Consider the following 24,112-nt stretch of genomic DNA (forward strand, 5'->3'; position numbering starts at 1 on the left):
CTGAGTTGGCTACTCGGACTGCCACCTCCCACCGGGAAGCCCCTCAAGGAGCGCGCCGATGGCTTGGGTGACGCGATGGTCCGTGCCAGGCGAGATGGTCGACCACAGACGCCCGTCAGGTGCCGTCATCGGGGCGATGACAACCCGGCCGCGCGCGGTGTCATACACCGCGACCGCGCCTGGCGCTTGGGTGGAGCGACCGTCCCGATGAGTGGTCGCGACGATCTCGGTGTAGGCGTGACAGGAACCCATCGCCGCGCCGATAGCGGTTGCGTCGTGCGCGGCGACGCCAAGCGCGTACATGGCGTCGGAGTAGTCGGCGGTGGTGTTGGCCTCGGTGAGGCGACCGGCTAGCTCGTCGGCTTGCACGCTGACGGAGGCGACGTCGGCGGGACCGCATGTGGGGAGTTCGGTTAGCAGGACGCGTGCCAGATCTGCGACCGCGCCGTCGATGCTGATTGTTGCTACGCGCACGTCGTCGCCGGTGCGTATCGCGTTCGCGTGTTGAATCCCTCGGCGCACCAAGCTAATTCGACGCTTCTCGATGCCGGAGTAGTAACGCGCGGAGAGTTCGGCCGCAGGCTGGGAAAGGATGTGCAGCGCGTCGGCAAGGTCAGTCGCGACGTCGCCGTAGTCGTCGATGAGCCCGCGCTGACGCAGGTCGGCGATAGCGTCGGCCCGCGCGGCTTGCCATGCTTCGATGGTGTCTTGGCGCGGGCCGATCCCAAGTACCAGCGGGAGCGTCTGCACGCGAAGCTGGTCGGCGACCGCGAGCACGGTGTCGTTGGTGAGCGCGATCATGACGCGTCACCTGAGCCCGTCGTGGTGGAGCTGACCTGCGACTGGGCGCGTTCGCTGCCACCGAGCACAGCGGGTGCGGCCTGAATCTCACCTTCGGCGACAAGCTGATCAGACTCTTCGAAGGCAAGGCTCGCGCGCGGAAACCGCGGTGCTTCGTGCACGCCGCCCTGCGGCATCGCGCCGGGAACAAGGGGTGCCGTTCCCGCCGGAGCCGAGGTAGCAACGGGAGTTGGCGTTGGCGTGGCGACCGGGGCAGCTGACTGCGCTAAAACCGGTGCACGATAAGCGGTTTGCACAGGAGCGGGCAGCGACGGCAGGGCGAACGATCCGATGCCAGCCACCCCGGGCATCGAAACCGCGCCACCCGACTTCGGCTGTGCCCCACCACCTTCCGCGATTAGCGCCGTCTCTGACGCGATCGGTGGCGCTTGCGCGTGCGACCACGGCGTGGCAAGTGGCTCGGTCGCCGCCTCGTAGCCACGCATCACCCGTGACGCGACCGCGGTCGCCGCGTCCGCGTCGGCGTCGGTACTCGCGGCGACCGCCTTGATCGGTGCGCCAAGGACCGAGCCCACACTCTCGACGGCCTTTTGCAGCTCAGCGATCGCGGCCAGCTCGGTGGCCCCCGGCATGGTCGCCTTAGCGATCTCGTACGCCGCCGCCTGCGCCTGCACGCGAGCGGCATTGGCTGCCGCCGCTGTCGCCGTTTCGATCAGCCATTCCCGCAGTAGCGAAACCCGTTGCCACACTTGTTCACTGCGCGCCGACTGCCAGGACTGCCGCAGTTCGCGCAGCACCTGCTCGTAGTCAAGCACGGCGGTGCCTAGCGCAACGGCCAACCGCGACCACGCGGCTGCCGCATCGGCCATCGGGACCGCGCCAGCGCCGGTGGTGAGGTCGACCGCGAGCCGCTGCGGCTCACGCGCCTCCCACACGACACCGGTGAATCCGGGCTGCGGCGGTTCGATCATCAGCTACCTAGACCACTCGCGTTATCGGCTTCCATCTTGCCGAACTCGGCGACCTGCCCGCGCAGGCTTGCGGCGAGCTTGCGCATCTCATGCACGCCCGACTCGGTTTTGGTGAGGAAATCGTCGGCGACCGCGTTTGTTGTTGTCGCGGCGCGCGCCGATACCTCATCCGCACCCGCTGGCGGAACGCTCAATGTTGGTGCGACAGCGGCAATCTCGCTGCTGAGCCGATTGACGAGGGTGTCGATTGCGGCAGCCGCCTTTGTTGCCGCCGTCGCCTCGAATTCGAAGGTGTTGCTCATGGTGGCGTGCTCCTTCTCAGCTCACAGGGTGAGTCTTTTGTCCGGTGACGCACCGACAACGGGTGCGGACGCTTCGTCGAGCTGGCCGACCACCTCGTCGCCGTGATGACCGGTGACCAGGTGACTTTGGATGCCGCTCGTGCCTTCAGCACCTTCCGTCGGACGGGCAAGTCCGCCTGCCGCGCCAGCGCCCATCGGCAGGTAGCCAGGGCTCGACCCATTCGCGCTGACGGTGGTCGCGGTGTTACCCGAGCCGTTCGGCGCTGCGACGGCTCCGTGTCCAGCGGTGCTCGGCACGCCAGCGGGGGTCGCGCCTTTGCCTTGCCACGGACTCAGCGGGGTTGCTGGGGTGGCGACGCCGCCGACCCGTCCTCCGCCGCCAGCGCTGCCACCACCCGCGCCCAGCGCGGCGGCGATTGCTGAAGCGCCGGTGAGGTCGGTCGTGTCTTTCGCCGTCGTCGCACTGGGCGTCGCAGTCGTGGTGCCGGACAGCGAGTTCACCTGCTGCGCAACCGAACTCAACGACTGTGTCGCGGTGCTGACCGTCGAGATAAGCGGACTGATAACGCTCATCAACTGCGTAAGCGAATCCGAACTCATCGAGTTGACCCCCGATGGCGCGTTGGTGATTTCCACCTTCTGCCCAGCCCGCGTCATTTCCGCGCTATGGCCGATCAACTCGGCTTTGGTTTGCGCGGTGATGGCGAGCGCTTCCCCAATAGCTTCGACGGTGGCCGCGATCAATGCGGCCTGCCCGATCGGGCTGGCCAGATAGAGCGGTGCCATTGCCAGGGTGGCCGAGTACCGTGCGACGACGGCTGCCAGCTTGGCCGCCCCGATCGCGACCGACGATGCCGCGTTGCCGAGTACCGCCTTCTCTTCGACGCCCTGCTTAGCTAGTTCAGCACTATCGGTTTGGGCGGCGGCTGCCTTCTGTGACGCCTGGGTCGCCGCCATGCTCTGCCACAGCGACATGACCGTGGAAAGCGCGGTCGAGCCAAGCGACATTGCCTGTTGCAGCACCGAACTCACGTTCGTGAGCGCTTCGGCGGGATTCGTCCCTCCCCCAACAGCATTCAACTGTCCAGTGCCGAACGCCGACGCCAACTGGGTGAGCGGCCGCATGAGCGCGGTGAGGTCGATCGTTGGCAGCGGCGGCAGCTCGGGAAACGCGGGCAGTGCGACGAATTCGGGCATGGCGGGAAGTGGCGGGAGCCCGAGCGAACCAAGCACCTGCCCGACCGGTTGATCGAGCATTGGTGCGAGCGAGCTCGCGCGCAACAGCTCAAGCACCGATGGGTCGACGGCGGCGTTGTCGCTCATGGTTATTTGATCGAGCCAATGCCGAGTTTGGCCGCGGCATCAGCGCCCTCGTAGGTGGCCGCTCCCTCCGCCGCCGTGACAGCCGTACCCGCGTGCACGGCGGCTAGCTGAGCGACGGAGGTGAGGTGATTGGCTTGGGCGTAGACGAACGAAAGCAAGAACTCCTGGCCAATGAGGCCGAACACCGGCACCACAGCGGCTGTTGTTGCCGCCTGGTCGACCGCGCCCGCCTGCGCGACGCCAGCCGCCATCGTGGCCGACGCGCCAGCGTAGGCGCGTAGTGCTTCGGGAACTACCGCAACGTGATTCATCCCTGAGGCGTCCAATCTTGAAACAGCACTTAGTGTTTCGTTACTTTATCTACCCGATTGCGGGGTTGGCTATGCCGAGCGAACGTAAAGTTCGGCTGAATTGATCACGCCCCTGAGTTGAACGCGGTGATCAGCTCGCCCCGTTCGGCGTAGGCGCGCGCGAGTGCGGCCTGGGCCGTCGCGGTGAGCACGCGCTCGAACTCGGCCGGGCTCATCGACCTGATCGCATCGGAAAACGCCAGGTCGACCAGCGCGCCAGCCCCATCGACAACGGCGGTGACCGAGCCGTCCGGCGACGTCTCCGACACTCGGATACCCGACGTTGCTTCTTGCAGATCCTGTAGTCGGTAAAGCTGACCGCGTACCTGGGCGATCAGTTCGTCCATCGTCTCGACCATCGCAACGCCCCTCAAACTTTTCAGACCGACCTCAGACCGACCGCAGCCAGCTCTGCGGTTCGGTTTCGTATTCCTGTTCCTCGACGATCTCGGTCGCCGCCACCTCCGCCTCAGTTGGCAGCCCGATCCGCGACAGCACTTCGGGCGCAAATCCCGCATCCGCCAACTGGTTTCGTCGCGCGAGCCCGGCCCGACGCGCGGAGTGTTGACACAGTCGCAGCACTTCGGCGGCCAACGCGGCCGGGTCCTGCCGGAGCTCAGCGGCCGCGACACTGATGCCGACGGGCACGCCCTGCTCGGTGGTGCGCACCACGATGGACCCGCTGCGCGACTGCGCGCTGAATTCGGTTGGCAACTCGGTCATCCCACTCCCCTTCCGTCATGCCCGATCATCGACGATGGCACTGACAACTTCGGCGATCTGGCCGTTGACCAGGTCTGTTACGCGCGCTCGGTCCGCGCCGACCGCGACCATTGGCGGTCCGGGCATCACCAGGTAACGACCGTCGTCGACCACGTCACGCCAGTACACGCGAAGGCGCACGAGGCCGCGTGGACCGAACCGCGACCACCCCTGCTCGATCGCGATCGAGCCAGCATGCTCAGCGGGAGCGGCGAGAAACGCTGACGCCTTGGTGGCGACCTCGTCGTCATAGTGCTGCACGAGGGAACGGCCATAGCCATAGTCAAGCTCCGACGACGCCGGCTCGGTGAGCTCGATCTCGCGCTCGCGGCCACCTGCGCGCTCGGGTAGTGCGCACGCGACCACCTGGCCGAGGCTCGTCGCGTCATGGATCGAGACAGCGAAACCCGAGGCGTCATAAAGGGTTTCGCCGGGCCGCTGCGTAATGAGGTACCCGATGTCGCCTTTACGCACGGCGAGCAAACGTAGTGCGTCGGCGGGCTCGTCCGCCCGCTTGCCAACGCCGAACCCGGTCACGACGATGCGAATATCGGGCGTGCGGATCGTTTCGACCAGGTCGTCGAGTTCACCGCCCAGTCGGGCGCGCAGAGCGGCCCAGTCCTGTCGTCGGATGAGCGCGCCCTCGTCCGCGCTGCGCTCCGGGCAGCTGTAGATGAACGGGTCGGGCATCGTCTCCTCGCCCAAACCTGCCCACAGCGCATCGAATTCGGCACCGGTGAACGCCAGCGATGGCGCGGTCATTGCTCGACCACCGGACGCGCGACCGTCGGCGGCGCGCCGAGCGCTTCATCGAGGTGCGTCGTCGAGTCGAGGTAGTCGGCCCGCTTGTGCTCCTTCTGCTGCGCGCCACCCGCGCCAGCGCCGCCCATCGGCGCGCCACCCATCGGCATGCCGCCCATTCCCGCGTTGGCGGCGAGGCCAGCGCGACCGGCGGACGGGTCGATCGTGGCGGGCACCGCTGTCGCCGCGCGGGGAAAGAGCCTGGACGCGTTGAGGTTTGCGTCTGGCTTTACGGCAGCACCAGCGCCAGCGCCGCCACCCCCGCCTCCCCCTTTGGCTGCCGCTCCGGTTTTCTTGGCGGCGGCTTCTTTCAACTGTTCCGGCGTCATGCCGGTCAGGGATGCCAGTTGGGAAAGGGCACTATCCGACGGCGACTTCGCCGAGGTGGCCGAGTTCGCGGAGTTCGCGGAGTTCGCTGAGTTCGCGCTTGCGCTTTGCGCCGCCTGTTGCGCTTGCTGAAGCGCGGATTGCAGCGCCGACGACCCCGACGATCCCGACGAGCCGCCCGCGCCCGCCTGCTTCGCCCGCTCCTGCTGTTGCCGCAGTTCCTCCTGCTGCCGCTGATTGCGCTCGGCGACCTGACTGCTTGCTTGCCGCGCGTCCGCGAGCGCTTGGCGCTGCGCCGCCGTGAGCCCGCCACCGCCCGAACCGCCGGTCCCGCCACCGCTGCCGCCGGTACCGCCGGTACCGCCGCCCTGGTCGCCGCCGGTTTCGCCGCCCGCGCTGGTGGTCGGCGCGTCGGGAGCGGGCAATGCCGCGACATGTGAGGTGGTCTGGTTGACCCCGGGCACGTAGATGTCTCGCAACACTTCGCGCCCGCGTTTGGCCGCCGCCTGCTTGTCCGCCTGGCGCGATTCCTCCGCTATCAAGTGGTTCGTATAGGTGGGAAGCACGAGCGCGGCGGTAAGACCCACTTGTGTCGCGGTCAACCAGCCCGCCGCGTAGTACAGAATCTCGGCGATCGAGCGCATGTCAGCGACCAGGGCGTCAGTTCCAGTGTGGTAGTTGCCCATCGCGTTGCGCGCCTTGGTCGCGCCGTCCGGGCTGGTCCAGTTCTTCTGCGAATCGTCGACCGCGGTGTGGAGCTTGTCGAAGCCGCTGTCGACCGAGCCAGCCAGCTCGTTCCACTGGGCGGCGATGGCGACCAGGGTGGTCGGGGCACCGCCGTCGCGGATACCGTCGCGAATCTGCTCCAGGTATTCATAGGTGAACGTGCCAGCGCCCGGGTCTTCGGCTTTGGTGAACGCCCCATCGCAACCTTTGTCGCCCAAACCTTTTGGCAGTTTCGTCGCATCGGCGCGCGACGGCGACGGCGCGGAAAACGGCCCGCGCGCGGCCAGCCGCGGGCCGGTCGACTTGCTCTGCTCGATGTCAGTGCGCAGCCTGCCAATATCGTCGGAGCTGATGGTTTCCGCACCCTTGTAATGCTTGGCCGCGCTCATAAACGTCTCGGCGACATCGTCGAGAATCGACTCGTGTTTCGCGAGTAGCTCGTGGAGTCGGCTTGCCTTCTTGGTGAACTGCGTCGACAGGTCGCGTCCGGAGCCAAGGATGCTGAACGCGGGCACGTTGGACACCGAATCAATGGACGCGCCAACAGAATTGATGTGTTCGCGTGCCGTATTCGCCGCGCCGACAAGCGCTTTCAACGCGCCCGGCTCAAGCACGAGTTGCCCTTCACCCGCGGACGCGCGCAGCCCGGCCCACTGTTGGCTAGCCGTTGGTTCCGGTGCCATCCCCGCGTCTCCTAACCCAGACCAAACTCGTTGCGCTCGCGCACGATTTTACGGCCGTGATGGTGAATTCGGTATGTACGCAAGTGAACTGGTTACCACCACGCCTGGATCGCGGCCCCCAATTCAGGGGTGTAGGTGATGGGCGCAGGCCGGTAATTGGCGAGCCGCACCTGTTCAACGAATTCGATGGGGAGCGTGATGTTGTGGTTGATCACGTACCGCAGCGAGTCGGTGCGCCAGATCCAGTCGCCGTCGGTATGCAGGGAGGGGGCACCCGGGATGAAGGTGTCGGGCGCGAACAGGTCGGGCACCGACTCCATCACGTCAAAACCGCGCGTCGACGCGCGCATGTAGTCGATGATCTCGGCCCGGTCCGGTTCGACACTGTCGCTCACGGCATCGAAAATCGAAGGGAGATAATCCCGTTCGCCTCGATAGAGTTCACGAAACATCGCGACGGGCAACAGGTCCATGTCAGCGTTCCTCCACTGTCTTGCTGAGCACCGTGCCGTCGGCGGCGTATTCGACGGTGTAGTGCTTGGTGCCGTCGGGGTGCCAGTGCGGCCAGGTACCGACCGGATGCCCGTTGGCGTAGGTGCCCGAGCTGCGCAGGACACCGTCGGAATACCAGGTCCGCGTCGGTCCGTTGGCGTGCCCGTCGACGTAGGTGACGACACGGACGATCGGACTCTCGTCGTCAACGTCCGATGCCCGCGAGATGGCTTCGCCCGCGAACCCAACGCCGTCGCGCAGGTACTTTCGCGCCCGCTCGTCGAAATCGAGTTCCGCTAGATCCGGCGCGTCGGGATCAATATCTTTCGCGGTGCGATCGTTGACGCGCTCGACAACCGCGCCGGTCGCGTCCCAACGGGTGCGATCAAGGAGCTCGCCTTCGACGGTGTACTTCTCAAGCAGCGATGGGCGTCCGTCTGGAAACCACTCTTCCCATTCGTCAACGCGACGACCATCGAAGTAAGACCCCGAAAACCTCAGCGCCCCACCGGAATACCAGCCCTGCCACACTCCCGATGGCGCACCTTCCCGGTAACCGCGCATCGCGACAATCACGCCTGCGTCGTCGAACTCGGTGACGACGCCGGTGAACGGCTCGCCGTCGTAGCGCGCGTGCTGGTGCTCATCGATCGTCAACTTCGGATCGTTGGCGTCGGCGCGGTCAGTCATGCGTTAGCTCCGTTCGGAAATCGGCGGTCGCACCCGCGACGGTGAGTTCGAAGTAGGCGGCGTCGCGGTCGAAACCGGCACCGGGAAAAACGCGGGCGAGCAGTTCAGCGGTGACGCCGCCCTGCTCGGCCGCGCGGACGAGCGGGCCGATCGCGGCGAGTTGGGCCGCGCTGGCGCTGTCGCCGAGCACGCCAGCGACCACGTCGACGACCGTATCGGTGGTCCACATCGCCGGGACCGCCGCCGCGAGTTGATCAGCGCTCGGTGAATCGCCGCGATGCCAGCGACCGGCTTCCCACCAATAGCAGAAACTCAGCAATCCGCTTGTCGCCCTTCGGTTTAGCACCACCTCCGACACCCACGCGGGTGCGCCCCGATACAGCGCGGGCAGCGGCGCGGGGCCCGCGTAGGCGGCCTCAAGCGCGGGCGCGTTCCACACCCCGCCCGAAAGGACAGCGCGGTCGCCGGGCAACAGCGACAGCGTCGACCCGCTGCGGGACGCACCCTCGAAAACGAGGCAGCCGGGTGCGGTTCTCGGTCCCCAACTCGATTCGACCGCGACGAACGCGGCGGCGATAACCGCCCATCGGCGGGTGATGACGGGCAGGTCGGGGAACTCGGCACCGGGCTCGCAGGTCGTTGCGGTGACCCCGGCTGCCGCGTCGGCGCGTGCCTGCTCGGCGGCGGTGCGTGGGTCGCGCAATTGATGTCCCGCGTTGCCGATATAAGCCGCCAACCACATCGGGACGTGCTCGCGCGGGTAGAGCTCGATGTCGGTGCGGTACGTCGCTGGCGGGAAAAGTTGGTCGTCGGGGAACGGTTCGTCGCCGTAGTCGTAGTCGACATCGAGTTTGCCGTCGCTGGTCATGGTCAGCAGGTAGCGCCACCACGGGCCATCGCCGAAACCCGAGGAAAGGTCACGGTGTTCGCGCAGCATGCCGAGGATCTGCGGCGTGGGGAACACCCGGGCGAAGCGCCCGTCGGCGTCACCGAACACGATCACCGTGCTTTCCGCTGCCGCGGTCATCGCGAAACTGGCCTCTACCTTCGTCCAGCCTTCGGGCCCAAGCCGCGCGACCTCACGGGCCAGGTGGTGGCTCAGCTTCGTCGACCGCTCGACCACGTCGTCGGTCAGGGTGAAACCCACATCAGGATCTCGCATGGGTCCTCCTGCTCACTTCGGGTTCGGTCAACGGAAGATGGCCGATCGACGGGACGGGTCGGCGGTGACGTCGCGAACAAGCAGTCCGAGGTCGAGTTCCGGCGGTAGCGACGGATAGACCACCTGGCACAGCACCTGCCCCGCCGACATCACGAGCAACCTGGACATTCGCTGCGGCGACTGCTCCCAACTCACGTCGATAGGCCCGTCAAGCGGAAACGCGAACTGCCCGACCCGCAACGCCAACCCGTCCCGACCACGGTAGAACACGACCGGCGCGTCACCCAGTTGGGCATAGACACCGTTGGCCGCCGAATCGTTGGGCTGCACGGCATGCAGGACGCCGGTGGCGGGGTCGAGCAGGCCGGGTGGGCCGAAGCCGGTGAGGGGTCGGACGAAGACTGGAGGGTGATTCGCGTTGGGCCCGTTGGTACCGGGCCTAATGCCGTTGTGCGCGTTCGGCATTGGTGCCATCGCCGAGCTGTCTTGTTGTGGGAGGTACTGGCTGCCGTTGGTCCCGCCAGGGTGCGTCGGGAAGGTGCCCGGCTGAGCGCCGCCGTGAGGCGCGACCCCGTTCGAATATCCAGACGGGTTCCCGTTGCCGACTTGGGCATGAGGATGCTGGGCCGTCGCCGCATTCATTCGGCGCTGGTAGTCGGCGATATCGGCATGCGGCGACGGGTCCGGCTGCCGCGCGGGTTGAGTGGGCGAGATCGGGTCGGGGTTCGGTAGTTCGGGACGTGCGAAGAAGGGGATGTCGGGGAATTCGACTTCCTCTTCCTCGTGGTGCGGATGCAGGTGCGAACGCAGACGGTGCCCCGGTAGCTGGGCGGCCGCTGAGTTGTCGGGTTCGCGGTTGTCGGGTTCATGGTTGTCGGATTCGCGCGAGCGATCGGCGGGATGAGTGTCGTCGGCACCCATCCAATCTGGGCCAGGTGCGCCCGGCTCGTCAGTATCCGGCGTCGGGTGCGGGCCACGGGTGTCGGGGCCATCTGGTGCGGGTGGTTGTTGGTCGGGCGCGGCGGGCGGGAGTTGTTCGGGGGCGGCCGGGGTGAGAGGGGTGGTCGGGGCGTGCGGCTCGATTAGCAGGGTGCGTAAAGCGGCGATGTCGGCGCGACGCTGACGGATCTCGTCGCGAATTTCGGCGTGGACCTCGGCGCGTTGGGCTGGGGTGAGGCGTTCCTCGCGGTCGATTCGGCCGTCACGGAAGATCTCGTATGCCTGCGCGAAGCGGGTCGGGTCGGCGTTGGTGAGGTCGACGCCGAGCAGCCGCGCGTAATCGCTACTCGGAGTGGGCAGCGCGTCGGGGGTTGTGCCGATCGCGGTCGGCCCCGGTTCGCCGACGGTGTCCGCGCCGACCTCACGCAAGAAGTCGATGGCGTCGCGGTCGTGGACCGGTGGGTCGTCGCCAACGGCGCGCGGGTCGGTCGCGGGGTCGAAGACAAGGCCGTCGGTGAACGGATCGAGGTCCGCGAGCCTCGCGACGAAGTCGGTGAGTGGCCCAACGACGTCGTTGCGATCGGCAATCACGTTGACTCGGTTCACAATCGCGTCGTGGAGCGCGTCCGCGTCGGTCGGCAGCGCGGTCCGCTCAAGCCCGAGATGCGGAGCGAGCGCCACGCGCGCGGCGGCAACTGCGGTTGGGTCGATCCCACTGATCAGCTTCGCGTAGGCGAGCAAGTCCTTCACCTGTTGGCGACGCAACGCCGTGCCCGTCGTTGGGTCGGCGATGGTTTCGGCGATGACTGCGGGAGTGAGCGCGTCGGCATCGACACGTGCGCGCAACGCGAGTCTGGCACGGGCGTCATGCAATTCGTTGAAGTTGTCGATCGCGTCGACGGTCAGCGCGTAGTCGATCAGCGCCTCGACCTGCCTCGCCCGCATACCGTTCGCCCGTTCGAGTTCGGCGAGAAGCGCGTCGACTTCGGCGCCCGACCGCCCAACCGGGTTCTCGATGCCGAGCCGCGTGCTGACCTCGACCACGTCGGCGAGCACGTCAGCCGACCGACGCGACGGGCTCGTCGGGATTTCCGACGCAACAGCGGGCACCGAGGGTGCGGGCGAAGCGGGTGGCACATCGACAACGCGCCATTCACCGCCCTGATCGCGCAGCATGGTCACCTCGACAACACGCCCGTCGACCTCGGTCCGCACATGGCGAACATCGGGCGGGTCGACCTCGACCACCTGCACGCGGCCGGTCTCGTCGATGCCAACCGCGCGGATGTCGATGCGCATTTGGCCTTGGTTGACCCGATCGACGACCCCCTGGTCGGCATCGCGCAGAAGGCGGGCGAGCGATTGCTCGTGACCCGCGCCGGTGTCGACAATCGCGATGGTGCCATTGTCGGCGTCAATAATGGCGCGTTCACCGAAATCGGACTCGCTGAACTCCGTTGCGCGACTGCCAAATTCACTGAGGAGCTGCCGTGATCTCGTCAATTGCTCACGCAGCGTGCCCAGTTCAGCGTCGACGTCGGCGACCAACGCGGAAAGGTCAGCCGCAGTCAGCTGTGCCCACACCGACCGCTCATCGCGTAATCCGGAACGGCGAAGCGCGTTTTCGAAGTACACGCGCAGTCCCTGCTCGCGACCTGGCTGGTCGACGTCGTCGAGGAGGTCCCACGCGCTCGTCCACTCGCCGCCGTTGTTCACGCCCTGCAAGTTCAGGAACGAAAGGTCGCCGCCATTGGCATCGACGACTTCCTTCAGGAACGCACCAAGCGGATCTTTGGAGAAGAAGCTGTTGGGGCGGAACGGAATTCGCGCATTCTCGTCGTTGAATCCGCGGGCCGCCTCGTCAAGCGCCGCGAGCACGCCATCGCGGCGGAGCAACCGGTACTCCCCCTCATCGACGGCGCTACGCAATCCTGCCCCCGTGAAATCGGCGATCTGGACACCTAATTCACGAGCAAGCAACTCAAGCGCGGTCGCGTCAACAAGACGCTGCCGCACCGCGTCGACCACCTCCCGCAGCCACGGGGGCAGAGGTTCGACTGGCTCGACCTCGGTTTGTGGGCCGCCTTTAGATTCAGGCGCGTGGTCGGCGATGTTGTCGGCGTCGATGAGGTGATCCAAGCCAAGCGCGCGCAGATCGGCCTCGACCTCGGCGCGCAAGGCGGGATCGGCGTCGGTGATCCACGGCCGGTACTCAGACCCGTCCGGGTTGCGCATCGGTAGGAACTCGCCCGCCTGATCGGCGATGCGCGTCGACAGATGCCGCAACAGCGGGATGAGCTCACGGTTCGCCCAGAACTTTTGTCCCTCGACCACCCACCGGAATGGGTTGAATTTCACGCTGAGCGCCTCGTATTCGTCGCCCACCGGACCGCCCGGGGTTGGGTCTTTCATCGAGGTCAACGGTAGTCCGGCCATGTTGGCCATCATCGAGAGAAAAGCGCTGTCGAGGCTCGACCCGGACGCGTGCTTCGGGGTGTCGCCAAGGTAGCCGTAACTCAGTTTGCCCAACATCCGACGGAACCAGCCCTTTGGCTTCTCAGCCTCGGGCACGGCATCGGGAACGGGGCGTGGCGGTGGCGCCGGCCGGTCGATCTGCTCGGCCCGCCACGCACCATCGCCGTCCGGGACCAGTCGCACCAGCATGCGTTCGCCTTCCACCTCAATGGCGAAATGGCGCTCGGTGAGGTCGTTGGCGGTGAGATGGTGCAGGTGTGCGAGGTCGGCGGCCTCGCGGGCGATCCCAGCGCGGAGTCGGTTGATGTCATCGGGCGCGCGGGTCAGGGCCGGGTCTGGGCTGAGGTTAAGTCGGGCGGCCCAGCGGCTGGCGGCGGCGCGCAAGTGGGCGCGCTGGACCGGATCGCTCGACTCAGTGAAGCGGCGCACGGTGTCGGCGAAAGCTTCAATCGCGCCCGCGCGCATGGCGTTTCGATAGCGGCGCAGATCCATCGCCGACTGATCGGCGGGATCGACGTTGAGCTGGGCGGCGAGACGACGTGCGGCTTCGCTTGCCTGTTCAACGCGTGGAGTGCCCATCACCGCCTCCGTCGGGTCAAGGATGCGAGTCGGCTTGACTGGACGTTCGGCAGGGTCGGCGGGCACTGGTTGATCAGGGGCGGGATTGTCTATTCCGGCCTGGCGCAACGTTTCTCGCATCTCGGCGGCGATCGCGGGGTCACCGTCGGCCTCCCACGCCTCCAACTCATCGAGGTCGAGCGTTTCGAAGTCGTCGGGGTAGCGCATTGGCGTGGGTTCGGCGTCGGGGTCGAGCGCACTGTCGATGAAGTCGCGGGCCCGTGCCATGTCCGCGATCTCACCCAGCGCACCAAGCGGATCGGGCAGGTTGGTAAGCAGCTCACCAAAACCCAGGTCGTTGGCGATGCGCCGCACGTAATCGCGTTGCGCGTCGGTGAGCGGCGCGACGTCAGCGTGCGCCGAAGGCGGGAGTTCGGCCAGCTCACGGAGGAAGTCGGCCATGTCGTCGAGCGGGTTAGGGGTGGGGTCGACGCCGTCGCGGGCATCGGCTTGGTCGGTGTTGCCGCCGGGCATCGACCGCTCGGTGCCGCCGCCGGGCATGGCCTGGTCGGTGCCGCTGCCGGGCATCGCGTGATCGTTGTCGCGACTGTGAGCCGAAGCGTCGGCGTCGTTGCGGTGTGCAGCGTCGGCGTCGCGGTGTGCGGCGTCGGCGTCGCGGTGTGCGGCGTCGGCGTCGCGGTGTGCAGCGTCGGCATCGCGGTGTGCGGCGTCGGCATCGCGGTGTGCGGCGTCGCCGTCGCGGTGTGCGGCGTCGCCGTCGCGGTGTGCGGCGTCGGCGTCGCGGTTAGCTGCGTCGCGGTTGCGGGTGGCAGCGTCGGCATCGTGGGCGGCGGCGTGGCGGCTGGCTGCGTCACGGTCGCCGTTCGGAGCGTTGGCATTGTCGCCGTCCTGCGCCACGACATCGGCTGTATCGCGAACGGCCAGTTCGGCTGGCGCGCGTTGCGGGAACAACTCGGCGAACCAGTTCGACCGGCGCCCCCTCGTCGGTTCGTCGGGATCAGGCGCGAAGGTGACCGGGGGGTTGCCTGGCGGTCGCGACGGCGGGCCGCCGGGCTGAGCGAGCGGTGCGGCTGGAGGCGGATCGTCGTCGTCGGAATCCCCGTCCTCTGGCCCCGGTTCGTCACGCGTGAGTTCGGTTGAGGCAGAAGGTGATTCCGAGGGGCCGAGTTCGGCGAAGCGGTCGGCGATGTCGGCGCGGGCCGCGTCCAGCTCCGCCCGCGCGGCTAAATACGACTGATGCGCGGCAATGTCGGAGTCGACGTCGGCGAGGTGGTCGATGACATTTTCTAGCGCGGCATCCGCATCCCTATTCCGTTGCGCCGCAGCGTGATCAGCCGCCATCTCCTGTCGGCGCACCGCATCGTCGATCATCGCGAGCGGATCGACTGGTGTGGCGGGGCCGACCAGTTCATCGAGTGTCGGCAACGGTTGATCGAGCGCACTGGCGACTTCGTCGAGCTTCGACATGACCTCATCGAAACGTGCTGAATCCGAGCGTGATTCATCGCCTGTAGCCCGTCGCATGGCGTCCGGTCGCCCACCGAGTTCCCCTTCGGCGGATGTCCCGTCCTCGTTGGACTCGGGCCGCGCAGGCCCACTCTGTCGGCTGGGTCCATCATCTGCGACCTCGCCCGGCTGCCCGACCTCGCCCGGCTGCCCGACCTCGCCCGGCTGCCCGACCTCGCCCGGCTGCCCGACCTCGCCCGACTGCCCGACCTCGCCCGACTGCCCGACCTCGTCCGGTGCCCCGACCTCGTCCGGTGCCCCGACCTCATCCGGTGCCCCGACCTCATCCGGTGCCCCGACCTCATCCGGCCGCCCGACCTCATCCGGCCGCCCGACCTCGCCCGACTGCGTCGCTGACGGCGGCTGAGCAGGTCCGTCCGGCCCTGTCGGCGTCCGCTCACCCGCCAGCGCGGTGCCCGGGTGCGTCGCATTCACTTCCGGGGCGTAGTACCTCTCAACGAGCGAGCGCAGGTGGGTGACTTGCTCCGCGCGCGTGCGGATTTCCTCGCGAAGTCGGTCAACTTCGGCAGTGAGTTTCGCGCGGTCAAGGCCCTCGTGCTTCTCGATCTTGCCGTCGCGGTAAGCCTCGTACACCTTGACGAAATCGGCGGCCAGTTTGCTCGCTTCGCCGCGCGCGCGGTCGAGTTCGCCCGCGATCGCCTCCTGCGACATTCCCCGGAATTCCGGCACATCGATGCCCCGCGATGCGGCCAGCGCGGCGTGGTAGTTGTCGATCGCGGCGTTGAGCTGCCCGGAATCGGGCGCGTTAACCCCGATCAACCGTGACCAGTCGCGGTTGGGTTGTGGCCGGTGCAGGTCACCTTCGGGGCCAGCGAGCCCGTCGACGTGGTCGGCGATGCGCCGCGGGTAGTCAAGCGGTCTGCCCGGCAGCGCCGCGCGCACCGCCTCGCGCAGGCTGCGCATACCGTCGAGGTCGGACACATCGGGCTGGCCAACACCGCGCGGGTCGGCGCGGTGGTCGCCGCCCGGCACCTCCGAATAGCGGTCAATGCGCTGCAACGCGGTGACATATTCGGTGAGTGCCGCGCGCACCACGTCGGTGCCACCGCGACGCTGCATCCGCATCACCAATTTGCGCAGTTTGCGCGCGTCGATGCCCTGGTCAGCTGGCCCGTAATTCACGGCACCCTTGCGGTACTCCTTCGGCGCGAACGAGCGCGGATCGGTGACGCCGAGCGCAGCAAGTAGTCGCGCCTGCGCCGCGTTGACCGCCGCCTCGTCGATCTCACGCAACTGTCGCGAGTAGCCCTGGTTGCCGCGCGGTTCGTGACGCGGCCCGTCGAGTAGATCCTCGAACTGCTGCTCACGCGTCGCTCTACGCTGGCGACGGTTGACCAAACCCTCCGACACCCGCTGAGGCGTGAAGTCAGCCTGGCTGATGCCGAGCCGGTGCGCCAGTTGCGACCGCGCGTCGCCGACGCTGTTGAACGTTTCGATCTCGGCCATTTGCCGCGCATAGTCGGCGAGCATTTCCAGCTGACCTGCCCGCAGCGCGTTGTCAATGGCGAGCCTATCGAGCACCTGGTGCACCCGCGCGGGGTGCAACTGTTCGCCGCCCAGCCCCAATTGACTTGCGGCAGATACTATTTCGTCGCGAAGCTGCGCCCGAGTAAGCGGTGCGTCCGGCGAAACCGCGTGCCACGCCCCGTCATCCCCACGGACGAATGTCGCCGTGAACTCGTGCCCGGCGATCGCCGAGTCGACATGGGTAATCGGTGGTGTTGGCAACGGGTCGATGACCACGTTGCCGTCCGCGTCGACCCGCTGCTCGGCGTAGGTGAGCGTCAGGTCGCCATCGCGCAACGCGCGCGCGAGATCGGGGTTGTCGGCGAGAACACGCGCGAGCGCCTGCCCCCGGTCAAGCTCGCCGTCAACAACAATCAGCCGGTCAGGGCTACCGTCCGTGCCGGGGAACCGCGCGACCTGATCGTGATAGGCCTCGCTGGCGCGTTCGCTCGGATGACCCGCCAGGTACTGGTCGGCCAACGCTATGAAAGCGGCAAGGTCGCGTGCGTGTTGGGCGGCGGCGTCGCGCAACACGCCAATGACGCGGGTCAAATTTTCCCCGGTGAGATCGGTGAGGTCGACCCCGAACATGGCTGCGCGACCGGACAATTCGTCACGCAACTGGTCGCGGCGAAGAGCGTGCTCGAAGAAGTCGCGCCCGGCCTGGTCGCGTCCGAGTTCGGCATCGTTGGCGATATTGCCCCAGTCCGGCAGGGGGTCAGCGCCGTTGGCGACCCGGTCGATATCGAGCCGTACTGGGTCGCCGTCGAACGCGACAACCAGTTCCCGCAGGAAACGACCCATCGGGTTCTTGTCGAAGAAGTTGACCTCGTCCCCGAATGGAACCGGACGTGCTGCGGGTGCGTCGGCGGCACGCGGGTCGGCACCCGGCCAGCTGTAGGGGCGCTCCTGTTCCTCCCGCACGCGACGGGCGGCATCGGCCAGCCCTTCGATCGACGCGGCCTCGCGCAGCACGCGATGCATCTGTTCGGCGATCGCCCGACGCAACCCGGCCGGACTGTCCTCGTCGATCTCGTAGCCGAGCCGCCGCGCCATCTCGCCGAGCGACTCGTCGGCAGGCGGGGTCGGCGTTGGGTCGTCGCTCGGCTCGTACGGTGGCAGTTGCTCAAGCGCGATCTCGGCTTCGGGGCTGATCAGGCTGTTCGCGCCCATGTCATTGATCAACTCTTGCCGCAGCTCGGGATCGGCGGTCGCGAACAGTTCCCGCAGCACGGCGAGCGCTTCGGCGGGCGTGGTGCGTTCGGCGAGCAACTCGTCGATGACAGTGTCGCGGACCAGTCGCGGATCGGCGTCGGTGATCCACGGCCGGTACTCGGTGCCGTCGGGGTTAAGCACGGGCACATACTCGCCAGCGACGTCACGCATCCGACCGAGCCGCTCACCGATAAGCGGCAGGAGTTCGCGGTTCTGCCAGACGGTGAAGCCTTCTTTGCCGATGCGCGCCACGTTGAGGACGGGACCTTCGCCGGGTGGCGGCGGGGCCTGCACTACGTCGCCCGGTGGCCCTGGATGATGCGGCGGCATCGGGGCGTGCGTGGGCGGCGGATCCGAGAGGTGGGCGATGGCTTGCACGCCGTCGCGGATCTCGGTCTGGCCCCGTCCGTCGATGCCGGAACCGGACGGGTATTTCAGGTTGAGCCCGCGGTAGCCGGCATTGAGCATGTCGACGAGCGCGCGGAGCTTGCCGCGCGGTAGGTCAGTCGTTGGGCGCGCGACAGGGGACGAATTGCTTTGGGGAGCAAGTGATTGCACGTTTTCGACGACCCAGCGACCATCTTCGAAGCGGGCACGCACCACAACGTGTTCGCCGGTTTGCATCCGAACTTGGAGCTCGCGGATGTGCCCTTCCGCGAAGGCGGGTCGAAGGTCGGAGCCGCCGCCACCGCGTTCGTTGCCACCGCGTTCGTTGCCAGCGTTCTCATTGCCGTTGTGCTCGTTGCTGTTGTGCTCGTTGCCGGTGTTCTGGTTGCCGGTGTTCTGGTTGTCGCCGTCCATCCACCGCGGCCCATCGCCCTGCCGGTCGCGCTCGTCGGCGGGGGCGCGTTCGGTATCCCGCTGTCGCGACGATGAATCCCGCTCGCTCGCACCATCGTCAGCCGATCGGGCCGATGGCCTGGACGGTTCGTCCCGGTGTCGCGACGAATCTCCTTCGCGCGCACCGTCATTTATCGCGGAATCGGCGGTGTCGGACGCGACGCCCTGCTGTCGCGACGAATCACTTTGGCTCGCACCATCGTTCAACGGAGACGGGTCCGCGTTGACGACCCGTTCTCCAGCACGACTCGTCGCGTCAGCGAGCGCGGTGCCGGTCGGGTCGAGCGCCGTCTGCTCCGGAGTACGGTCGCTAACCGCACGTTCGCGCAGCTCACTGAGCACGTCGTCAGGGCCGCGTTCGCCAACGACCCCCTCGTACACCCGGCCAGAGACAAGGTCGACAACAACGGCGACCTCCGCACGATAACGAGCCGTCGCGGCGGTGTGTTCGGCGAGCGCCGTCCTCGCCTCGTCGGCGCGGGTCGTCGCGTTCTCCAGGCCACTCGCGGCGGCGTCGATCGCGGCAGCGGCCTGCCTCGCCGCCTTCCCATCGGTTTGCGCGCCACGCTGCTCGGTGAGGGCCTCACGAATGAGAGCCTGGTCGCCCGACGCCCGCACCGCAGCAAGTTTTGTCTTGGCGTCTTGTTCGCGGCGCTCGGCGTCGGCGATATCAGCCTCAACCCGCTCGCGTGCCGCCGCGAGCGCGTCCGCGTCCGGCAGCCCGTTCGGATTGTCAACCGCCGCATCGTATTTCGCGCGAGCGGCACCGAGTTCGCGTTCACGCGCCGCGACGTCGGCCGCCAGCGTTTCCGCGTGGGTCGCCCCAGGGCGGTCGTAGTCGCCAGCGCGGTCGGCGGCGAGGTCGCGGGCGAAGGCGTCCGGCGCGGTGCCGTCGATCGCGGTAATCACGCCGTCCGTGCGCGTTATCGATCCGCTGGTCAGGTCACCCAGCACCCGGGGCGAGCGGTCACCCACTGTGCCGCCGCCATCGACCGTCGGCACCAGATGGGCCATGTTCGAGTCTTCGGCGAACGGCGAGACCAATGCCCGATCGGTGTTACCCACACCGACCCCGTCACGCGGGCCGCGCCCCTCGACATGATCGCGGAAGTGTCCTGCCGAACTCTCGGTGCCCGCGACGGTTCGCGAGCAGTTCGCGCAACACGGCGACGGTTGCGGACTGTGAATGCCCTGGTTGCCCTCGGGGTTGTAGGGGGTGTTGAGGATCGAGCGCAGGCCCTCGTAATCGGTCGGCAGCAGCTGATCGGGCGACGCGTCGGGGCGCTCGGCGCGCATCCGCTCGTTGTCGGCTGCCCGGTCTTGCAGCGCCATGTTGGTGCCGCGCACCTCCGCGTGCTCAAGCGGATTTCCGTAGTGCGGGTAGGCGACTCGATCGTGCCCGCCGGTCGGATCGGCCGATTCCTTAGGCGCGGCGTCATACACCGCGTCCGGATCAGCCCCGGTCCGACGAATATTGTCAACGAGCGTTGGGTGGATTTCGTCCACGCTGATGGGCGTGCGGAGGCCGTTCGCACCCTCATAGACCCGACCGGTCAGCCGGTCAATGGTGATCGACGTGACCGGGCCTCGGTCGTGCGCGGCGAAGGCTGACCCGTCGGCGAGCGCGTCCGCGAGCGCTTTCCTGCTGTCTGCCAAGGACTTTCGTGCGGCGTCGACGCGATCGTTAGCCGCCTGCGCCTCTGCAACGCGCCGGTCGTAGGTCTCTTTAGCCGCGCGGGCCTCCTGTTCCGCTTTCGCCGTCGGCTGGTCCGCACTCCGCGCCTCAGCGAGTTTCTGCTCCGCCGCGCGAAGCTTGCCTAGCGCGTCGCGTTCATGCGTTGTCGCCCTCTTCGCCGCAGGATTGGCCTTGTTCACCTCCTCCTTCGCTGCTCTGACGGCCGCGTCATGCTGATCGAATCGCGCCGCCTGATCAGCGAACGCCCGTGCGCGCTCGTTGGCGAGCAAATCGCTGTACTCGCCGATCGGTACCCCAGCGACATGGGTGATTTCCGGCGGACTGCCAGCCGTTGTGACCTGCGGGTCGTCGAGCGAGAGCTGACCGAGGCGCTGGACAAGCGAATCGCCGAGCCTCGGTAGGTCGGGCACCGTGTCGGTTCCGTGCAGCGGCACACCGTCGGGCCCGGTGATCGGGTGCAGGAAGTTGCTCGGCGGCTGACCATCGACGAGCGGCGGGTCATCACCGCCACTCATCCAGATCGAGTTCGCCGGGTTTGGCCCCGCGCTCACGAGCGCAGGCTCAAGGCCACGCTCCCACCGCGGCTCCGGCGCGTCGGGATTGAGCGCCGGGATCCGCTCACGCGGGTCGCCAGGATTGACCCGCTGATCAGCTGCCGGTCGGAAGTCCTGCCAGCCCGTGCCCGGATCACGGAAGATCGCGGGCGAGCCAGGAAACGGCATCGCGCCAACAACGCCGTCGGGCGCGCGAACGGTGACGCCGAGCCGGTCAGCAACATATTGGGCCCACCCGTTGGCGTTGCCCGAATGACAGGCGACAAGCCGGATCGGTGTGCCGGGCTCGTAATGCGGGTTGTTGAGGATCGCCTGCACGATCTGCTCTGGGTGGGTCGGCACCCGGTCGCCGGGGATCGGCGCGCCGTCGGCGGTGCCATGCAGGATGACGTCGTGCTGGCCCTCGTTGAGCAGATTCTCGCGCACGCTGTGGGTGGCGGGATCATCGCCGATCGACGTGCTATCCGGCCGATGAACGACCCCTTCGCCGTTCGCGAGAAAGTCGTCGAAGACGGGTGGGTTGCCGTCGCGGTCGGTCCACGGTTCGTGGGTGTCGTGGGTCGTCCGCGCGTTGCGTAGGTCGTCGGAGTCGCCCGTGCGCGACGGGTGGTCCGAGCTGCTGTCGCGCGACTGGGACGAGTCGCTGGCGTGGGGCTGTTGGGACGAGTCGCTGGCGTGGCGCATTTGGGATGGGTCGCTGGCGTGGGGCTGTTGGGACCGCTCGCCGTCGCTCGGCCGCAGAGCTGGGTCGTTGGTGCGCGACTGTTGGGGCGAGTCACCGGGATGCGACTGCTGGACCCGTTCGCTGGTGCGCTGTTGTGCCCGCTCGCTAGCGCGCGAGTGTTGCGGTGCTTCGCCAGCCCGCGCGGCGGGGGCGTCGGCGATGGGGACCGCTACCGGAGTGAGCAGCCCGTCACCGGCATCGGCGCGATGATGCGGGTCCGCTTGTGGCTGATCGGGGTGCGTTTCGCGTGGTGAAGCGGAATCGCCACCCCGAGTCGAATCCCCTTGGTGCAGGGCATGATTGGTGCTCGGATTGCTCCCAGCGACGGGTGCCGCATGGACGGCACCTGCTTGACTGGCGGACGGTACATCCGCGATTCCCGCCCGCGAAACCGTGGCAGGCCGGGCGGCGGACCCGTCGTTCGCGACAGCCCGGGATTCGTGTGCAGAACCGTCGAGACTGCTCGCGCGCGGCAAAGTTGTTGTCTGCGCGCGATTTTCGTGCGTACCAGGTTGAGGTCGAGCGTCGGCCTGCGCCGAGCCCGCACTCTGGGCAGGCTGCGCCACGGTCGCGTTCGTCGCGTTGTGAGCGCCAGTCGCGGTCCCACTGGAGGGTCCGCCGGTCGGGCTGGCCGAGTTCTGACCGCCAGCCGCGTTGACCGCAGCCTGACCGACGGTCGCATTAACCGCGCTGTGAGCGCCAGTCGCGGTCCCACTGGACGGTCCACCGGTCGGGCTGGCCGAGTTCTGGCCGCCAGCCGCGTTGGCCGCAGCCTGACCGGCGGTCGCATTAACCGCGTTGTGAGCGCCGGTCGCGGTCGCGCTCGGCGGCCCACTGGTCGGGTTGGTCGCGCTCTGGGCACCCGCCGCGTTGGCCGCAGCCTGACCGGCGGTCGCGTTAACCGCGTTGTGCGCGCCAGTCGGGGTCGCGCTCGACGGCCCACCCGTCGCATTGGTCGCATTGTGGCCGCCAGTCGCGGTCGCACTGGACGGTCCGCCGCTCGGGCTGGCCGAGTTCTGACCGCCAGCCGCGTTGACCGCGGGCTGCAAGCCCGTTGCGTTCGTCGTACTTGGACTGCCTGCCGCCGTCGCACCGGCCTGACCGCCGGTCGGCTGCGCCGCCTCGCCTTGGGACGCGGCGTGTGTGCCCGGCTGCCCATCGCCGACACCCTGCGCGGACCGTCCGTCCGACGACGCCTCCATTCGGCCACCGTTATCCGCCGCGTTGGTGGTGCTCGTCGCCCCATCAGCGACATCAGCACGACCTGCGGAACTCGAATCATGCTGTTGCGCGCCAGGTTCCGATGCCGACGGCTCCCCCGGTTGCGCGCCATCTCCGCGCCCACCGTCGACACGCGCGCCGTCACTCTGCGCGCCCTCACCCTGCGCGCCGTCGGACCCGAGCCGTCCGCCACCACCGGCATGAGCATCACCGGATTGCGTTGCGTCACCGCTCTTTTCGCCGTCCGCAACGGCGGGTTCCGCACCACCCTGCCCGGCGCCATCGCCCGACCCATCAACGCTGCCAGCAGGCCGCATCGACTGCTCGGGGCCCGCACCGGTCCCGCGCGCACCCTCAGCGGAGCCGTCCCCGACGCCCCGCTGACCACTCCCGTCCCCACTTGCCGGATGCTGCCCGTACCCACCCAAATCCACACCGTCGCCGAACAATCCGGCAATTCTGGTGTCGAACGATGGCCGGTTGAATAGTCGCGGATTCATCGAGTTCCACGCCGAATGCGCGAGCGCCTCACTACCACCCGACATCGCCCCGTTGGTCACGCCAGCCGACCACTGCAACGGGTCACTCGCCGCCGACTTGAGGTTGTCCCATGCCTGGTCAAGGCCACCGTCGGCGACATCCCACGCAAACTGCCCTGCCATCCCACCGACGGTCCCGACCACCCCAGCGCCGGCACCGGTGATCGCGCCCTTGAGGAACGGCTTCATCTCGCCGCCGATGCGGTTGCCCAACCAGCCGCCGAACGGCCCCGCTGCCGCACCGCCAGCCGCCGACGTGAAGGCGGTGTTGCCAACCTGCTTCCAGTCGATCTCCTTTCGGTGCCCGGCACCCACCTGGTACTGCTGGATCGCGAACTCCTGCATGGTGCCGATCACCGTGTCGATCAGCACGTGCCGCGCCATGAACGAAACCACTTTGGTCGCGGCGAATCTCGCGACATTGCGAATGATCCACGCGACAGCCCGCTCACCAATCAACCGCACCGCGACGCGGGTTATCGCGATCGCCGCCGCCTCGACGGCGGGCGCGGTCGGCGGGAAAACCCACGCCGCCACGATCTCGGCCAGCAGCAGTGCGAGCGACGAGTAGAACATCAGCTTGGTGTATTCGATTTCGGTGGCGGTCGAGTTCACCGTTTCACCGACTTGGTCGAAGAACTCGGCCAATTTCTCGATCGACTGATCGCCGGTGCGCATGCTGTCGAAGGCCTTGGTCAGGTCGTCGACACCGTCGCCGTCCGGATATGCCTTGAGCGCAGCGGCTTTCGCAGCGTCGATATCGTCGAAGATCTCGCGCAGTCCGTCGGCGGCGGTGTGCCAGTCATCGGCGAGCTCCCACATCCGGTCCTCATCGCCATGTGGCCATTCCATGCCGACGAGATACTTGAGCCATTCCAGCTCACCGGGGAGTTCGAGCGACATGCGA

13 protein-coding genes are annotated in these 24,112 nt (G+C 67.6%); all 13 read right to left on the reverse strand.

The annotated features are described in order from the left end of the window. Window positions 1–9: 9 nt before the first annotated feature. Entirely contained in the window at window positions 10–801 is a 792-nt protein-coding gene (locus IEX78_RS16035) for an ESX secretion-associated protein EspG (RefSeq protein WP_188829813.1), read from the reverse strand. Beyond that, window positions 798–1,772: a PPE domain-containing protein gene (locus IEX78_RS16040; protein WP_188829814.1), complete on the reverse strand. Its 975-nt coding sequence runs from the start codon at window positions 1,770–1,772 to the stop codon at window positions 798–800. Before IEX78_RS16040 ends, IEX78_RS16035 begins: the two co-directional genes overlap by 4 nt. Further along, complete coding sequence (locus tag IEX78_RS16045) at window positions 1,772–2,074, reverse strand: PE family protein (protein ID WP_188829815.1); 303 nt, start codon at window positions 2,072–2,074, stop codon at window positions 1,772–1,774. Before IEX78_RS16045 ends, IEX78_RS16040 begins: the two co-directional genes overlap by 1 nt. A gap of 21 nt (window positions 2,075–2,095) precedes the next feature. Then, the gene (locus IEX78_RS16050) at window positions 2,096–3,397 is read right to left on the reverse strand and encodes a hypothetical protein (RefSeq protein ID WP_188829816.1); all 1,302 of its coding nucleotides are present in this window, start codon (window positions 3,395–3,397) and stop codon (window positions 2,096–2,098) included. A gap of 2 nt (window positions 3,398–3,399) precedes the next feature. Further along, window positions 3,400–3,708: a type VII secretion target gene (locus IEX78_RS16055; RefSeq protein WP_188829817.1), complete on the reverse strand. Its 309-nt coding sequence runs from the start codon at window positions 3,706–3,708 to the stop codon at window positions 3,400–3,402. Window positions 3,709–3,812: 104 nt separating this feature from the next. After that, complete coding sequence (locus IEX78_RS16060) at window positions 3,813–4,106, reverse strand: YbaB/EbfC family nucleoid-associated protein (RefSeq protein ID WP_188829818.1); 294 nt, start codon at window positions 4,104–4,106, stop codon at window positions 3,813–3,815. 31 nt (window positions 4,107–4,137) lie between these two features. Continuing rightward, the gene (locus IEX78_RS16065) at window positions 4,138–4,470 is read right to left on the reverse strand and encodes a hypothetical protein (RefSeq protein ID WP_188829819.1); all 333 of its coding nucleotides are present in this window, start codon (window positions 4,468–4,470) and stop codon (window positions 4,138–4,140) included. Window positions 4,471–4,485: 15 nt separating this feature from the next. Next, entirely contained in the window at window positions 4,486–5,271 is a 786-nt protein-coding gene (locus IEX78_RS16070; protein ID WP_188829820.1) for an ESX secretion-associated protein EspG, read from the reverse strand. Further along, a complete protein-coding gene (locus IEX78_RS16075; protein WP_188829821.1) occupies window positions 5,268–7,046 on the reverse strand; it encodes a hypothetical protein in 1,779 nt (592 codons plus the stop codon). Before IEX78_RS16075 ends, IEX78_RS16070 begins: the two co-directional genes overlap by 4 nt. 92 nt (window positions 7,047–7,138) lie before the next feature. Beyond that, complete coding sequence (locus IEX78_RS16080) at window positions 7,139–7,519, reverse strand: hypothetical protein (RefSeq protein ID WP_188829822.1); 381 nt, start codon at window positions 7,517–7,519, stop codon at window positions 7,139–7,141. 1 nt (window position 7,520) lies between these two features. Further along, complete coding sequence (locus IEX78_RS16085) at window positions 7,521–8,228, reverse strand: toxin-antitoxin system YwqK family antitoxin (RefSeq protein WP_188829823.1); 708 nt, start codon at window positions 8,226–8,228, stop codon at window positions 7,521–7,523. Continuing rightward, window positions 8,221–9,390, reverse strand: coding sequence for a hypothetical protein (locus IEX78_RS16090; protein ID WP_188829824.1), 1,170 nt, complete (start codon window positions 9,388–9,390; stop codon window positions 8,221–8,223). Before IEX78_RS16090 ends, IEX78_RS16085 begins: the two co-directional genes overlap by 8 nt. A 27-nt stretch (window positions 9,391–9,417) precedes the next feature. Continuing rightward, window positions 9,418–24,108: a WXG100-like domain-containing protein gene (locus tag IEX78_RS16095; RefSeq protein WP_188829825.1), complete on the reverse strand. Its 14,691-nt coding sequence runs from the start codon at window positions 24,106–24,108 to the stop codon at window positions 9,418–9,420. Window positions 24,109–24,112 lie beyond the last annotated feature (4 nt).

It is taken from the genome of Nocardia camponoti (assembly GCF_014646135.1).
In the GTDB taxonomy this organism is placed as follows: Bacteria; Actinomycetota; Actinomycetes; order Mycobacteriales; family Mycobacteriaceae; genus Nocardia; species Nocardia camponoti.